15 protein-coding genes are annotated in these 14,158 nt (G+C 38.7%); 13 read left to right on the forward strand and 2 right to left on the reverse strand.

Annotated features, from left to right (window positions below; translation table 11 throughout):
• Positions 1 to 187: 187 nt before the first annotated feature.
• The 3 genes from miaA to spoVK all read left to right on the forward strand — a co-directional run bounded on the left by miaA (position 188) and on the right by spoVK (position 2,653).
• Positions 188 to 1,144, forward strand: a complete 957-nt coding sequence (gene miaA, locus CCK98_RS10435) for a tRNA (adenosine(37)-N6)-dimethylallyltransferase MiaA (RefSeq protein ID WP_088090363.1) — start codon at positions 188 to 190, stop codon at positions 1,142 to 1,144.
• 26 nt (positions 1,145 to 1,170) lie between these two features.
• Positions 1,171 to 1,401 (forward strand): RNA chaperone Hfq, encoded by a 231-nt coding sequence (hfq, locus tag CCK98_RS10440; RefSeq protein WP_088086525.1) that lies wholly within the window; start codon positions 1,171 to 1,173, stop codon positions 1,399 to 1,401.
• Between the two features lie 304 nt (positions 1,402 to 1,705).
• On the forward strand, positions 1,706 to 2,653 hold the full coding sequence (gene spoVK, locus CCK98_RS10445; protein WP_088086526.1) for a stage V sporulation protein K: 948 nt from the start codon (positions 1,706 to 1,708) through the stop codon (positions 2,651 to 2,653).
• A 54-nt stretch (positions 2,654 to 2,707) separates the two neighbouring features.
• Here the strand turns inward: spoVK and CCK98_RS10450 are convergent, their stop codons facing one another.
• Entirely contained in the window at positions 2,708 to 3,313 is a 606-nt protein-coding gene (locus CCK98_RS10450; protein ID WP_088086527.1) for a trimeric intracellular cation channel family protein, read from the reverse strand.
• A gap of 197 nt (positions 3,314 to 3,510) precedes the next feature.
• Between CCK98_RS10450 and hflX the strand changes: the two genes are divergently transcribed.
• From hflX to CCK98_RS10475, 5 genes are all read left to right on the forward strand, one after another.
• Positions 3,511 to 4,770, forward strand: coding sequence for a GTPase HflX (hflX, locus tag CCK98_RS10455; RefSeq protein WP_088086528.1), 1,260 nt, complete (start codon positions 3,511 to 3,513; stop codon positions 4,768 to 4,770).
• 14 nt (positions 4,771 to 4,784) lie between these two features.
• Positions 4,785 to 6,056 carry a methionine gamma-lyase family protein gene (locus tag CCK98_RS10460; RefSeq protein WP_088086529.1) on the forward strand — a complete coding sequence of 424 codons (1,272 nt, stop codon included), beginning with the start codon at positions 4,785 to 4,787 and terminating at the stop codon, positions 6,054 to 6,056.
• 124 nt (positions 6,057 to 6,180) lie between these two features.
• Positions 6,181 to 6,582, forward strand: a complete 402-nt coding sequence (locus tag CCK98_RS10465; protein ID WP_088086530.1) for a MerR family transcriptional regulator — start codon at positions 6,181 to 6,183, stop codon at positions 6,580 to 6,582.
• A gap of 37 nt (positions 6,583 to 6,619) precedes the next feature.
• Complete coding sequence (gene glnA, locus CCK98_RS10470) at positions 6,620 to 7,954, forward strand: type I glutamate--ammonia ligase (protein WP_088086531.1); 1,335 nt, start codon at positions 6,620 to 6,622, stop codon at positions 7,952 to 7,954.
• Between the two features lie 358 nt (positions 7,955 to 8,312).
• Positions 8,313 to 8,567, forward strand: a complete 255-nt coding sequence (locus tag CCK98_RS10475) for a hypothetical protein (RefSeq protein WP_088086532.1) — start codon at positions 8,313 to 8,315, stop codon at positions 8,565 to 8,567.
• A 624-nt stretch (positions 8,568 to 9,191) separates the two neighbouring features.
• Here CCK98_RS10475 and lexA read toward each other — a convergent pair.
• Positions 9,192 to 9,815, reverse strand: a complete 624-nt coding sequence (gene lexA, locus CCK98_RS10480; protein ID WP_088086533.1) for a transcriptional repressor LexA — start codon at positions 9,813 to 9,815, stop codon at positions 9,192 to 9,194.
• Positions 9,816 to 9,972: 157 nt separating this feature from the next.
• Here lexA and CCK98_RS10485 point away from each other — a divergent pair, with 157 nt between their 5' ends.
• The 5 genes from CCK98_RS10485 to sirA all read left to right on the forward strand — a co-directional run bounded on the left by CCK98_RS10485 (position 9,973) and on the right by sirA (position 14,148).
• Complete coding sequence (locus CCK98_RS10485; protein ID WP_088086534.1) at positions 9,973 to 10,296, forward strand: LysM peptidoglycan-binding domain-containing protein; 324 nt, start codon at positions 9,973 to 9,975, stop codon at positions 10,294 to 10,296.
• 12 nt (positions 10,297 to 10,308) lie between these two features.
• On the forward strand, positions 10,309 to 10,956 hold the full coding sequence (locus CCK98_RS10490; RefSeq protein ID WP_088086535.1) for a recombinase family protein: 648 nt from the start codon (positions 10,309 to 10,311) through the stop codon (positions 10,954 to 10,956).
• A gap of 77 nt (positions 10,957 to 11,033) precedes the next feature.
• On the forward strand, positions 11,034 to 11,264 hold the full coding sequence (locus tag CCK98_RS10495; protein WP_088086536.1) for a DUF896 domain-containing protein: 231 nt from the start codon (positions 11,034 to 11,036) through the stop codon (positions 11,262 to 11,264).
• A gap of 179 nt (positions 11,265 to 11,443) precedes the next feature.
• Entirely contained in the window at positions 11,444 to 13,450 is a 2,007-nt protein-coding gene (gene tkt / locus CCK98_RS10500; protein ID WP_088086537.1) for a transketolase, read from the forward strand.
• Between the two features lie 257 nt (positions 13,451 to 13,707).
• Positions 13,708 to 14,148: a sporulation inhibitor of replication protein SirA gene (sirA, locus tag CCK98_RS10505; RefSeq protein WP_088086538.1), complete on the forward strand. Its 441-nt coding sequence runs from the start codon at positions 13,708 to 13,710 to the stop codon at positions 14,146 to 14,148.
• Positions 14,149 to 14,158 lie beyond the last annotated feature (10 nt).

Genomic DNA, 14,158 nt, shown 5'->3' on the forward strand with positions numbered 1-14,158 from the left:
AATATTCCTATTTGGGAAGAAAAATGGATAAAATAAATTCATGTCCAATTAACGGCATAGAAATGAACTTTTATGTATATACTAGTTTGATGTTCTACTGCTTTTAAAAATTATGTTACGATAAAGGGGTGGAAGTGGAATCATAAACCTGCTTTCACTGAAAATGGGATAAGGCAGTGTGAAAATATTGGATTCAAAACAAAAATTATTAGTGATCATTGGACCAACCGCCGTCGGAAAAACAAAGTTAAGTATCGAAATGGCTAAACGCTATAATGGTGAAATTATCAGCGGAGATTCTATGCAAATCTATCGTGGCATGGATATTGGGACGGCAAAAATCAAAAAAGATGAAATGGAAGGTATTCCTCACTATCTGATTGATATTAAAGAGCCTTTTGAAAATTTTTCCGTTGCTGAATTTCAACTCCTTGTTCGGGCTAAAATAGGTGAGATTGCTAAAAAGGGAAAGCTGCCCATTATTGTCGGTGGAACAGGGTTGTATATACAGTCCGTCATTTATGATTATCAATTTTCTGATGTATCAGGCGATGAGACTTATCGTCTTAAGCTAGAGGAAAGAGCCAAGAAAATAGGGAATGAGGCACTTTATAAAGAATTGGTGGAGGTGGATCCAGGTAGTGCTTCACAAATCCATCCAAATAATGTAAGAAGAGTCATTCGCGCACTTGAAATCTTCCATCTTACAGGTAAGACGATGCAAGAATTCCAAAGCACTCAACAACCAGATCTTTTGTACAATACAGCAATGGTTGGTTTATCGATGGAACGCGAGAAACTTTATGAGCGCATTAATTATCGAGTGGATTTAATGATGCAGGAAGGGCTTATCGAGGAAGTAAAAGGTTTGTATCAAAGGGGTTTGCGCGATTGTCAATCGATCCAAGCAATTGGCTACAAAGAAATGTATGCCTATTTAGAAGGTATTGTACCTTTAGAAGCGGCTATTGAGAATTTAAAACAAAATTCAAGAAGATACGCAAAACGGCAATTAACTTGGTTTCGGAACAAAATGGAGGTATCATGGTTTGATATGACCAATGTGGAGGACACCTCAAAAAAAATAACGGAAATTTCACGTTGTGTTGAAGGAAAGCTTAAAGTAAAATCGAATACATATTAGTAGAGATAAAAGAGGAGGAAATTTAAATGAAAACAACAATCAATATTCAGGACCAATTTTTAAACCAGTGCCGCAAAGATAACATACATGTTACCGTCTTTTTACTTAACGGTTTTCAATTAAGAGGCCAAATTAAGGGCTTTGATAATTTTACAGTTCTTTTTGAATCAGAAGGAAAGCAACAATTAGTATATAAGCATGCAATTTCAACTTTTGCACCGCAAAGAAACGTGCAGCTTGAACTGGATAACCAATAAGTCATTTTTAGAAGCCCAAACATTGGGCTTTTTTTATTTATATTGCTCTGTTAAAGCTCATTGTTGATATTGGCACCATGTTGATTGGAGATGAAATCGAAGCGCCTGAAGCTGAAATCAACATGGAAATTTAACATTGCTATTTATTTTAAAAAACTTTTTTAATGAAATTCAGGGAGTTTGAATACATATAAAATGAAGGATTATGCATTCCTTTGTACAAATAATCAGTTCAGAATGTAAATTCTGAGTGGCCATAAAAACGCATCATATAAACTGTTGGTAAAAATGAGAGGTGAAAGCTTTGGACCAACCCATCAGAATGAAAAGTAACGGCCAAATAAGAGTAGTTCTCAATTCGCAAATAGGGAAAACGATGACAAAAGAGTTACCTGACTTTCAGGTGGTTCCAAAGGACATTCCACCTGAGCATTCGGCTCTAAAGGAAATTGAAGAGGAGTTAGGGGCTCTTGTTGGCATGGAAGAAATGAAGAAGATGATAAAGGAAATTTATGCATGGATTTACGTGAATAAAAAACGTGAGGAAATGGGTTTGAAAGCAAGAAAACAAGCCCTCCATATGATGTTTAAAGGAAATCCTGGAACAGGTAAAACGACAGTCGCTAGATTAATAGGTAAGTTATTTCAAAAAATGAGCGTTTTAACTAAAGGACACTTAATTGAGGCGGAACGTGCGGACCTCGTGGGGGAGTATATTGGTCATACAGCACAGAAGACAAGGGATTTAATCAAGAAGGCCCAAGGGGGAATTTTGTTCATCGATGAGGCATACTCATTGGGGCGCGGCGGTGAGAAGGATTTCGGCAAAGAAGCAATCGATACACTGGTTAAGCATATGGAAGATAAGCAGCATGAGTTTATTCTTATCCTTGCTGGATATTCTCGTGAAATGGAGTATTTCTTGACACTTAATCCTGGGCTCCATTCACGCTTTCCATTAGTTATTGATTTTCCTGACTACAATATAAATCAACTAATGGAAATTTCGGCAAGGATGTTAATCGAAAGAGAATACACGTTTAGCCATGAGGCGGAAAAAAAGTTAAAAGAACATTTAATATGGGTTAAAGCGGTATTAAGTCCAAATAGTTTTTCAAATGGAAGGTATGTACGAAATATCATTGAAAAATCGATCCGCGCCCAGGCCATGAGGCTGCTCATGTTAAATAGTTATGACAGGCATGAATTAATGACAATTAGAAGTAATGATCTTGTGTTTGAAGAAGATTAGAGACAAAAAAACGGCAGATTCTAAGCAATCTGCCGTTTCTATTTGGATTAGTTATTAATTGGCCTCAAATTTACGTATCGGGAGCTTCCAATCAAAGGTATAGGAAAGGACGCGTAAAACCGTCACAATGAAAAAGAGAGAATACAATTCCCAAGAATCCGTCACGATCTTAAGTCCGATGAAAAGGCCAGTCAATATTGCCCATATTGCATAGATTTCCGATCGTAAGACGATTGGTTTTCTTCCTGCCAATAAATCACGAATAATCCCGCCACCGATTCCGGTTAGCACAGCTGCAACAATAACAGCACTAAGCGGGTGATTCATTTTAACGGCGTAAAGAGCACCTTGGATTGCAAAGGCTGAAAGGCCAATCGCATCAAATAGGTTCCCCCATTTTTGCCAGTGTTTTAAAAGGTTGCTTGGAAATAAAAACACAGCAGTTATGGATAATAAGGCAATTTGAAAAAATAACCCTTGTTCCCAAAGTGCTGATACAGGTACACCGATTAATAGGTTTCGAATCGCCCCACCGCCAAAAGCGGTGACAATACCTAAAATGTATACGCCAAAAATATCATATTCCTCTTCCATCGCAACAATGGCCCCACTAACGGTGAAGGCGATTGTTCCGATCATACTTAAAACTTCCCATGTCATCTATCCGAATTCTCCTTGAAATCTTTATTTTATTTAACTCTATGAAAATAGTAATAAAAATGTTATTAGAAAACAGTAAGATTATATCAAGATATGGGGAAATTACAATAAGTTTTTTCTAATGTTGGGCAAATTAGAGTATACAACCTTTTTTTGTTATGATGGGAGATAGAAGATTACGGAAGGAACGATGCCTTATGGAACAAAAAGACACGAAAGAGAAGGCGATCCTCGTTGGCTGTCAGACCAATGGGGATACTGATTTGCGCTTTCATTATTCAATGGAAGAGTTAGGTGCACTAACAGAAACCGCTCAGGGTGAAGTATTGATGTCAGTCGTTCAAAAAAGGGACCGGCGCCACCCAGCTACCTATATAGGTAAAGGGAAAGTGGAGGAACTTAATGTCCTGGTGGATGAATTGGAGGCAGATATAGTCATTTTTAATGACGAGCTTTCACCAAGTCAAAAAAGAAATCTCTCTACGGACCTAAATGCTCGTATAATCGACAGAACCCAGCTCATCTTAGACATTTTTGCACAAAGAGCTCGCTCCAAAGAAGGTAAATTACAGGTTGAACTTGCCCAATTGCAATACATGCTTCCTCGTCTTGCTGGTCAGGGAACTGCATTATCACGTTTGGGTGCTGGGATAGGAACAAGAGGACCTGGTGAAACAAAGTTAGAATCAGACCGCCGGCATATCCGTCGCAGAATCGATGAAATTAAAACCCAACTTTCCGTCATCGTTCAGCACAGGGATCGATACAGAGAAAGAAGAAAGAAAAATAAAACCTTTCAGGTCGCGATTGTCGGTTATACCAATGCCGGTAAATCCAGTCTTTTCAATCGTTTATCCGAAGCAGAGTCGTACGAGGAAAATCAATTGTTTGCAACACTAGATCCAATGACACGAAAATTGATTTTACCAAGTGGTTTCCTAGCCTTGATTACCGATACGGTTGGGTTTATACAAGATTTACCGACAACACTTATTGCTGCATTTCGATCGACGCTTGAGGAAGTCAAGGAAGCTGATTTGCTTCTTCATGTGGTCGATATGTCCAACCCAGATTATTTCCATCACGAAAAAACAGTTAAAAAGCTGCTTGAAGACTTGGAAGTTAAAGATATCCCGCAAATAACAGTATATAATAAAAAAGATATACAGCATTCAGATTTTGTCCCAACCGCTGATACACCGACCGCGTTTATTAGCGCATTTGATGCAGAGGACCGTCAAGCCTTGAAGCAGCAAATGGAGAAGGTAGTTATGGAAATGATGGATTCTTACGAAGTTCAGATTCCGTCCACTGAAGGAAAGCTGCTTTCTTTATTAAAAAATGAGACAATATTAAGAGAGCTTGTATTTGATGAAGAAGATCAATTCTATCGATGCAAAGGATATACACTTCAGGATCATCAAATTACAGGACAATTAAAGAAATTCACAATATAGATAGGAGTCACAACATGTTTCAACAGTTAAAAAATGGGGAAAAGCTTCAGCCGATGGTTGAGGAAGTTGAACAACAAATCACTAAAGTACATAAAGAAATAGACAATAGAATCGAAACAAATCAATTTCGGGTATTAAAAAGCTTTCAAAACAAAAGAGTGAGTGATTCACATTTTAATCCGTCGACCGGCTATGGCTATGACGATCATGGCAGAGATACACTTGAAATGGTCTATGCAGATGTATTTGGGGGAGAAGCAGGACTTGTTCGTCCGCAAATAATCTCGGGCACACATGCCATTTCCATTGCCTTATTTGGCGTTCTTCGACCTGGGGATGAACTTCTATATATAACGGGCAAACCCTATGATACGCTTGAAGAAATTGTTGGACTTCGTGGGAACGGGGTTGGCTCATTAAAGGAATTTGGAATTTCCTATGATAGTGTAGCTCTGACGAATCAAGGTGGAATTGATTGGGAGGCTGTCTCAAAGAAAATAAAACCGAATACAAAAATGATTGGCATTCAGCGTTCCAAGGGCTATGCGACAAGACCATCATTTACGGTTGCAGAAATTGGAGAAATGATCAGGTTTGTCAAAGAAATTAAACAAGATGTGATCGTATTTGTAGATAATTGCTATGGGGAATTTGTTGAGGAGATCGAGCCTTGTCATGTTGGTGCGGACCTAATCGCAGGGTCACTTATCAAAAATCCAGGCGGAGGGATTGTGAAGACTGGCGGCTATATTGTTGGTAAAAAACAGTGGGTGGAGGCATGTTCATATCGAATGACTTCACCAGGGATAGGAGCCGAAGCAGGAGCGTCCCTCTATAGTCTGCAAGAAATGTATCAAGGTTTTTTTCTTGCTCCCCATGTGGTTGGCCAGGCATTAAAAGGGGCCGTTTTCACAGCAGCGATGTTGGAGAAATTAGGCATGAATTCTTCTCCGAAATGGAATGCTAAAAGGACTGACTTAATTCAGTCTGTCCAGTTTGATGACCGAGATAAAATGATTGCTTTTTGTCAGGCCATTCAATTTGCATCACCGATTAATTCTTATGTCACACCCCATGCCAGCTATATGCCAGGGTATGAGGACGATGTGATTATGGCAGCAGGTACTTTTATTCAGGGGGCGAGCATTGAACTCACCGCAGATGGACCGATTAGACCACCATATGTTGCCTATGTACAAGGTGGATTAACCTATGCACATGTAAAGATGGCTGTTTGTCTGGCCATAGACCAATTAACGGATAAAGGATTAATCGAATTGTTTTAGGAGAACAGCTAAGTGTCCAATTATTTTAAAAATTTTAATGTAAGAAAACCTAACATATCATTGACAACTTTTCTAACACGAAATATAATAGTATTATAAATAACCCGAGGGGAGGAGGAATTAGATGAGTGGAAAGGAAATTCGCCGTTCCATGCCACTGTTTCCAATCGGAACAGTCATGCAACTAACGGAACTTACAGCCAGGCAAATTCGTTACTACGAAGAACACCAATTGATTTCTCCAGCAAGAACCGAGGGGAATAGACGGCTATATTGTTTAAATGATATTGATAGGCTTCTAGAAATTAAGGATTTAATTGATCAAGGTGTCAATATGGCAGGCATTAAACAATTGTTCCTAGTAAAAGAGCAACAATCAAACATTCTTGAGCAACAAACAGAAAAAACTAAGCGCGAATTAACAGATGAACAGCTTAGAAAGTTGCTACGCAACGAAATGATGCATTTAGGTCGAAACAATCGATCCTCTTTACGTCAAGGAGATATGTCAAGATTCTTTCATTAATGTGGAAGTTTCTTTTTAAAAAATAGGGGGTAAGAAAATGGCAAAGTATTCAAGAGAAGATATTAAAAGATTAGCGGTCGAAGAAAACGTGAAATTTATTCGTTTGCAATTCACAGACATCCTTGGAACTATCAAAAACGTGGAGATTCCAATTAGCCAATTAGAAAAAGCACTTGATAACAAAATGATGTTTGACGGTTCTTCAATTGAAGGTTTTGTACGTATTGAAGAATCTGATATGTTACTATATCCTGACCTTAACACATGGGTTGTATTCCCTTGGACAGCAGAAAAAGGGAAAGTTGCCCGCTTAATTTGTGATATTTATACTCCAGAAGGAAAACCATTTGAAGGTGACCCTCGTAATAACTTAAGAAGAGTATTAAAAGAAATGGAAGACCTTGGATTCACTAGCTTTAACTTAGGGCCTGAGCCAGAATTCTTCTTATTTAAATTAGACGAACAAGGCGAACCATCATTAGACCTAAACGACAAAGGCGGATATTTTGATTTAGCCCCTATCGATCTTGGCGAAAACTGCCGCCGTGATATCGTGCTTGAATTAGAAGAAATGGGCTTTGAAATCGAAGCTTCCCACCATGAAGTTGCACCAGGTCAGCATGAAATCGACTTTAAATATGCAGATGCACTAACAGCTTGTGACCAAATTCAAACATTCAAGCTAGTTGTAAAAACAATTGCACGTAAGCATGGTTTGCACGCGACATTCATGCCAAAACCATTGTATGGTGTCAATGGATCTGGAATGCACATGAATCTTTCATTGTTTAAGGATGGAGTTAATTCATTCTACGAACCATCTGGTGATCTAGAAATGAGTGATAATGCTCGTCAATTTATCGCTGGAATTCTAAAACATGCTCCAGCCTTTACAGCGGTAACAAACCCAACTGTAAACTCATATAAGCGTCTTGTTCCTGGCTATGAAGCACCATGCTATGTGGCTTGGTCAGCTAGAAACCGTTCACCATTAATTCGTATTCCTGCTTCTCGTGGATTAAGTACACGTGTGGAAGTAAGAAGTGTAGACCCATCTGCTAATCCATACCTTGCAATGGCTGTTCTTCTTAAGGCTGGCTTAGACGGAATTAAAAACAAGTTAACTCCGCCGGCACCAGTTGACAGAAACATCTATGTAATGAGTAAAGAAGAGAGAATCGAAGAAGGTATCGTCGATCTTCCTGCAACATTAGCTCAAGCATTAGATCAACTAAAATCTGACGAAGTAATTGTGTCAGGTCTTGGAGAGCATATTATGGAACACTTTGTTGAAGCAAAAGAAATCGAGTGGGATATGTTCCGCACAGTCGTTCACCAATGGGAACGCGATCAATATATGAGCATGTATTAATCTCATCAAAGCCCTGGCGCCTAGCGTCAGGGTTTTTCTATGTCGCGCTTCTTTTCTAAAATTCTCTCAGTGAAAAATGCTATCCCATTGGCTACCAGGTTTGTTCCATTACAACAATTACGGTAGCCAATAAGCCCGATTGACGACCCAAATTGCTCTTTCTCAACGACCTCGGACGTCAATACATACAATGGCTCTTTTTCCAATTAGGCATCTTCGATCATTCTAAATAAAATTAATAGGAATAGAATAGAAAGGAAGAGGTGCTTGATGTTCTTTAAAAATTCACAATTTTTACGGTTTACTTAATCCTAAATAATATATGCTTAAGTTGTAAACATTTGGGAGGTGCTCTAAATTGTATAAACTGCAAATTTGTAATGCTCTAACCCAAGAAATACTACGAGAAAAGACGTATAAGAAGCCTGATCTTATTTTAAGTTTGATAGAATCAGGAACAAAAGGTCAGGAATGTTTTCTATTTGATGAACAGCGCAAGACCTTGAAAGGAACGTATGTTACACATTCCAGTTTTAATGAAGGGGACACGAAAGTATATAAAGTGCTTTTTAAGGTGAAACTATCTGAAATACAAGCAAGAATAGTGAATTAGGAAGATAAAGGAGTGGCGTATGGCTGCTCCTTTTTAGTTTGAATAATGCAGCTCTTCTGTCATAGAGACAATAGGAAACGACCTCATTGTTATTTCTTTGGAACGGTGACATAGACCGTCTCTACGTGCCCCAACTCTGTGAAATTGTTCTGTAACGGTCACGTAGGCCGCCTCTACGTGCCCCAACTCGTAGGAATTTTTCCGGAAAGGTCACGTAGGCCGTCTCTATGTGCCCCAACTCGTAGGAATTTTTCCGGAAAGGTCACGTAGGCCGTCTCTACGTGCCCCAACTCGTAGGAATTTTTCCGGAAAGGTCACGTAGGCCGTCTCTACGTGCCCCAACTCGTAGAGATTCTTCCGGAAAGGTCACGTAGGCCGTCTCTACGTGCCCCAACTCTGTGAAATTGTTCTGGAACGGTCACGTAGGCCGCCTCTACGTGCCCCAACTCGTAGGAATTCTTCTGGAACGGTCACGTAGACCGCCTCTACGTGCCCCAACTCGCAGAGATTCTTCTGGAACGGTCACGTAGGCCGCCTCTACCCCGGCTTCTGTAATTCCTTCAGCTTGAGGTTAATTTGCACAACAAAAAAAGAGTCGGCACGTATATGCCAACTCTCTTAAACTTAATGAATATGTCGGTAAACCCCAATAACTTTACCTAAAATCGAAACATTCCTTAATATAATAGGGTCCATTGTAGAATTTTCCGGCTGCAGGCGTATGTAATCTTTTTCCTTGAAAAATCTTTTACAGGTGGCTTCATCTTCCTCGGTCATTGCTACAACAATATCCCCGTTATTAGCGTTTGGCTGCTGTTTCACAATTACATAATCCCCGTCTAGGATCCCAGCTTCTATCATACTCTCACCCATGATTTCTAACATGAACACTTGTTCATCTGCAGGTGCAAGACTTTCTGGAAGTGGAAAATACTCTTCCACATTTTCAATCGCTGTAATTGGGAGTCCTGCCGTTACTTTCCCAACCACTGGAACATTGACAACTGTATTTCTTGGTATATGTGCAGAAACATCTGCTTCTAATATTTCAATTGCTCTTGGTTTTGTAGGATCTCGTCTAATAAGTCCTTTACTTTCCAATCTTGCTAGATGTCCGTGAACAGTAGAGCTGGATGCGAGTCCAACCGCTTCTCCAATTTCCCTTACTGAAGGGGGATATCCTTTACTCTTAACCTCACTTTTAATGAAGTCTAAGATATCTTGCTGCCTCTTTGATATTTTAGCCATGATAAAATCCACCTCGCCTGGTTAATGTTGACTTTATTATAACATGTTCGCATTTTTTATACAAACATAAGTTCGAAAATATGATTGACAACAAACAAACGTTCGGTTTATAATGAAAATATCAAATCGAACGTACATTCTTATAGAGGTGTTATTTATGAAAAAATTATGGAACAAATACTCCTATGCTATTACTCTTATTATTTTAAGTTGTTCACTTTCAATCATATTATCATTCCAACATCATTCGAACGCGCAAGATGATTATTTAAAGGTTACAATCACAGAAGGAGATTCACTATGGGAAATCTCTGATCAATTCTCGGGTCAACATTCATTATCAAACAAGGAATTTGTTGCTTGGATAAAAAAGCATAATGAATTAGATGATGATCAAATTTTTCCTGGTGAAGAAATTATCATTCCGGTGAGTAAAGAAGTCTCATCTACGAATGAATTTGCTAGCGCCGTTAGTGAATAGAAAGGAATTTTTATGAAAGCAATTATATACTGCCGTGTCAGCACAAATAAGGAAACACAAGAATCTTCGTTAAAGCGCCAGGAAGAGGAATTAACGCAACTAGCTAACACCTATCACTTTGAGATTGATAGGGTAATTAAAGAAAAGGCTAGTGGTTATGATTTCAATCGTGAGGGGATTTTTCAATTATTAGAACGAATTAGAGATAAGCAGGTACAAGCCCTCTTAATTCAGGATGAAACACGACTCGGTAGAGGTAACGCCAAAATTGCACTCTTGCATTGCATATTAAAAGAAAATATTAAACTTTATAGTATCTCCCATAGTGGAGAATTACAGCTTTCAGAATCGGATTCCATGGTTTTGAACATCGTAAGTATGGTTGAAGAGTACCAACGAAAACTACATAATGCAAAAATCAAACGTGGAATGAAGCGAGCAGTCCAGAATGGATATAAACCAGAAAAAAACTTAAAAAATCTCGGAGAATCCTCTGGACGCGAGAAAATTGAGGTTCCAATTGGAGAAATTGTCCGATTAAGAAAAAATGGATTAATTTTTTCAGAAATAGCTGCTACACTTAGAGGTTTTGGCTATAACATTTCTAAAGCCACGGTTCATAGAAGATTCCAGGAATACATTGAATCACAAGAAGAGTAGACCTTTTGCCTTGTCATTAGGTTTTTTTTTTAGTAAAATCAGGTGTCATGTAAATAGTTTGAAAGGAAGGTGTTTAAATGCTTTCAAAAGAAAAGATGGCTAGAATTAATGAGCTGGCACGAAAAGCAAAAGCAACAGGATTGACTGAAACAGAAGCGAAAGAGCAAACTAAATTAAGAAGTGAATATTTGGCTACTTTTCGTTCGAATATGCTTGATACCCTTACCAACACCAAGTTTATTGATCCGGAAGGAAATGACGTTACACCGGAAAAAATCAAGGCTAGGAAAAAAAATACACTTCACTAAAAGTTCAGGAATACATTTTTTGTATTCCTATTTTACATATACTGACTATTTTTGTGTAAAAATATAAAAAATAGTGACTTTTGTTTCTTATTATTATGCTATTTGTTGAATAAAAAACGGTAGCGATATAAAATTGAAAATGTATTTAGTAACCTTGTGATTAGGAAAGGATGTAATTCATGTTTAATACTATTGATGATTTATCTGTTACCTCCATTCGAACGCTTTCCATTGATGCGATCGAAAAAGCAACCTCAGGACATCCAGGAATGCCGATGGGTGCAGCGCCAATGACCTATACTTTATGGACTCGTTTCTTGAACCAAAATCCAAAGAATCCACAGTGGTTTAACCGTGATCGTTTTGTCTTGTCAGCAGGTCATGGTTCAGCGTTGTTATACAGCATGCTTCACTTGTCTGGTTTCAACTTAACAATGGATGACTTAAAGCAATTCCGCCAATGGGGCTCTAAAACGCCTGGACACCCAGAGTATGGCCACACTGAAGGTGTAGAAGCAACTACTGGTCCACTTGGACAGGGGATTGCAATGGCAGTAGGAATGGCAATGGCAGAACGCCATGTTGCAAGTGTTTATAATAAAGATAAATATGAACTTGTGAACCATTTTACATACAGTATCTGTGGAGATGGAGATTTGATGGAGGGTGTATCTGCTGAGGCAGCGTCGCTAGCAGGACACTTGAAATTAGGGCGATTGGTAGTCCTTTATGATTCAAACGATATCTCACTTGATGGAGACTTAGATAAGTCGTTCTCAGAAAGTGTCAAAGATCGCTTCCTATCATACGGATGGCAATATGTCCGTGTCGAAGACGGCAATAATTTAGAAGAAATTGCAAAAGCTCTTGAAGAAGCTAAAAATGATTTAGACAGACCAACGATGATTGAAGTAAGAACAGTAATTGGATACGGTTCACCAAACCGTGCGGGAACTTCAGGTGTTCATGGTTCACCACTTGGAGCGAATGAATTAAAACTTACAAAAGAGGCTTATAAATGGACATTTGAAGAAGATTTCCATGTGCCGCAAGAAGTCTATGATAACTTCCAGAAACTTATAGTTGAAAATGGTGAGAAAAAGGAAAAAGAGTGGAATGATTTGTTCGCTCAATATAAAAAAGAGTACCCTGAATTAGCTACTCAGCTTGAACAAGCATTAAATAATGAACTTCCTGAAGGATGGGATAAAGATATCCCTGTATACCCTGAAGGGAAAAGCCTGGCAAGCCGTGCTTCTTCAGGGGAAGTATTAAATGGTATTGCTAAGAATCTACCTATTTTTATCGGTGGATCCGCAGACCTTGCTGGTTCGAATAAAACAATGATTAAAGATACAAAAGACTTTATGCCTGGTTCGTATGAAGGCCGCAATATCTGGTTTGGTGTGCGTGAATTTGCGATGGGTGCGGCAATGAATGGTATTGCTCTTCATGGCGGTGTAAAAGTATTTGGCGGAACATTCTTTGTCTTCTCTGACTACTTGCGTCCTGCCATTCGTCTAGCAGCTTTAATGGGATTACCTGTCACTTATGTCTTTACCCATGACAGTATTGCTGTAGGGGAAGATGGACCAACACATGAGCCAGTTGAACAGCTTGCAGCATTACGTGCCATGTCAGGATTATCAATCATTCGTCCTGCAGATGGTAATGAAACGGCAGCTGCTTGGAAACTTGCAGTGGAGTCTACCAACAAACCAACTGCACTTGTTTTAACTCGTCAAGATTTACCTACATTAAAAGGAACCGATACCAATGCGTACGAGGGAGTTTCTAAAGGGGCATATGTAGTGTCTCCTTCAGAAAGAGAAACTCCAGATGCGTTGTTATTAGCAACTGGATCAGAAGTAAGCCTTGCAGTGGAAGCTCAAAAAGCCCTTGCTGGAGAAGGTGTTCATGTTTCGGTTGTAAGTATGCCTTCATGGGATCGATTCGAGCAGCAATCTCAAGAGTACAAAGACTCTGTTCTGCCAAAAAGTGTGAAAAAGCGTCTTGGAATTGAAGTGGGAGCATCATTTGGCTGGCATAAATACACTGGTGACGAAGGCGATGTTCTTGCTATTGATCATTTCGGAGCTTCAGCACCAGGAGAAAAGATTATGGAAGAATTCGGGTTCACTGTAAACAACGTAGTTGCACGTATAAAAGCACTTTTGCAAAAATAAAATAATGAAATTTTAGGGAGAGCGGAAATCATCCGTTCTCCTTTTTTGATGGTTCAAAGAGTACAAATTTCAACAATATTATGCACAAGGTTAATATTTGCAGGAAAATTCAACAAATTTACAGAATTTATAGAAGAATAGTTTAGATTCCTGCTAATCGACAAAAATAGTGAAAGTTTTTGCCGCCGTAAGACATATGTTTCGTTAATCTTTTTTTATAATAGTAAAAAGGGTAATCAACGAAGGAGAGAACAGTGGTGAGAAAATATCAGCTATATTTAATAGAAGATGAATTTGCGACCCATTACTTCGGAAGAGAACGATTGTTTTTTCAGCTTTTTCAGGAACATCGAAAAGCAAACGGCGAATTTAAATTTATTACACAAAAACAAATTTCCTATATAACAAAAAAGGTTGAGGTTCTAAAGATCCATCAACTTACCCAAAAGCAGCTTGGAAAAATCAAGGGATTTAAAGCTGAGCATGGTGCATATTCAATTGAATTAAGTGGAAAACTAAGTACGGCAAAATTAGAGGTTTTTCAAGACTTAATTACAATCGAGGCACAAGGCAGCTATGAAGCAGAGACGGCTTTTTTTGAAGTTCTAAGAAAATGTGAGTCTTCCTTTTTGGCACTAGACCTTGAACATCAGCGATACGGTTGGTTAAAGCCGATAAAGGAAAGAAAATTTATCTAATTGCAGATAT

This window comes from Bacillus sp. OV166 (assembly GCF_900177675.1).
Lineage (GTDB): Bacteria > Bacillota > Bacilli > Bacillales > Cytobacillaceae > Neobacillus.

Bases quoted from the DNA above. Each gene is read 5' to 3' on its own strand.
- lexA (WP_088086533.1), bottom strand. From the start codon at position 9,815: ATGGCTAAAATATCAAAGAGGCAGCAAGATATCTTAGACTTCATTAAA.
- CCK98_RS10495 (WP_088086536.1), top strand. From the start codon at position 11,034: ATGCTTTCAAAAGAAAAGATGGCTAGAATTAATGAGCTGGCACGAAAA.
- CCK98_RS10465 (WP_088086530.1), top strand. From the start codon at position 6,181: ATGAGTGGAAAGGAAATTCGCCGTTCCATGCCACTGTTTCCAATCGGA.
- CCK98_RS10450 (WP_088086527.1), bottom strand. From the start codon at position 3,313: ATGACATGGGAAGTTTTAAGTATGATCGGAACAATCGCCTTCACCGTT.
- tkt (WP_088086537.1), top strand. From the start codon at position 11,444: ATGTTTAATACTATTGATGATTTATCTGTTACCTCCATTCGAACGCTT.
- CCK98_RS10485 (WP_088086534.1), top strand. From the start codon at position 9,973: ATGAAAAAATTATGGAACAAATACTCCTATGCTATTACTCTTATTATT.
- glnA (WP_088086531.1), top strand. From the start codon at position 6,620: ATGGCAAAGTATTCAAGAGAAGATATTAAAAGATTAGCGGTCGAAGAA.
- hflX (WP_088086528.1), top strand. From the start codon at position 3,511: ATGGAACAAAAAGACACGAAAGAGAAGGCGATCCTCGTTGGCTGTCAG.
- CCK98_RS10490 (WP_088086535.1), top strand. From the start codon at position 10,309: ATGAAAGCAATTATATACTGCCGTGTCAGCACAAATAAGGAAACACAA.
- hfq (WP_088086525.1), top strand. From the start codon at position 1,171: ATGAAAACAACAATCAATATTCAGGACCAATTTTTAAACCAGTGCCGC.
- CCK98_RS10460 (WP_088086529.1), top strand. From the start codon at position 4,785: ATGTTTCAACAGTTAAAAAATGGGGAAAAGCTTCAGCCGATGGTTGAG.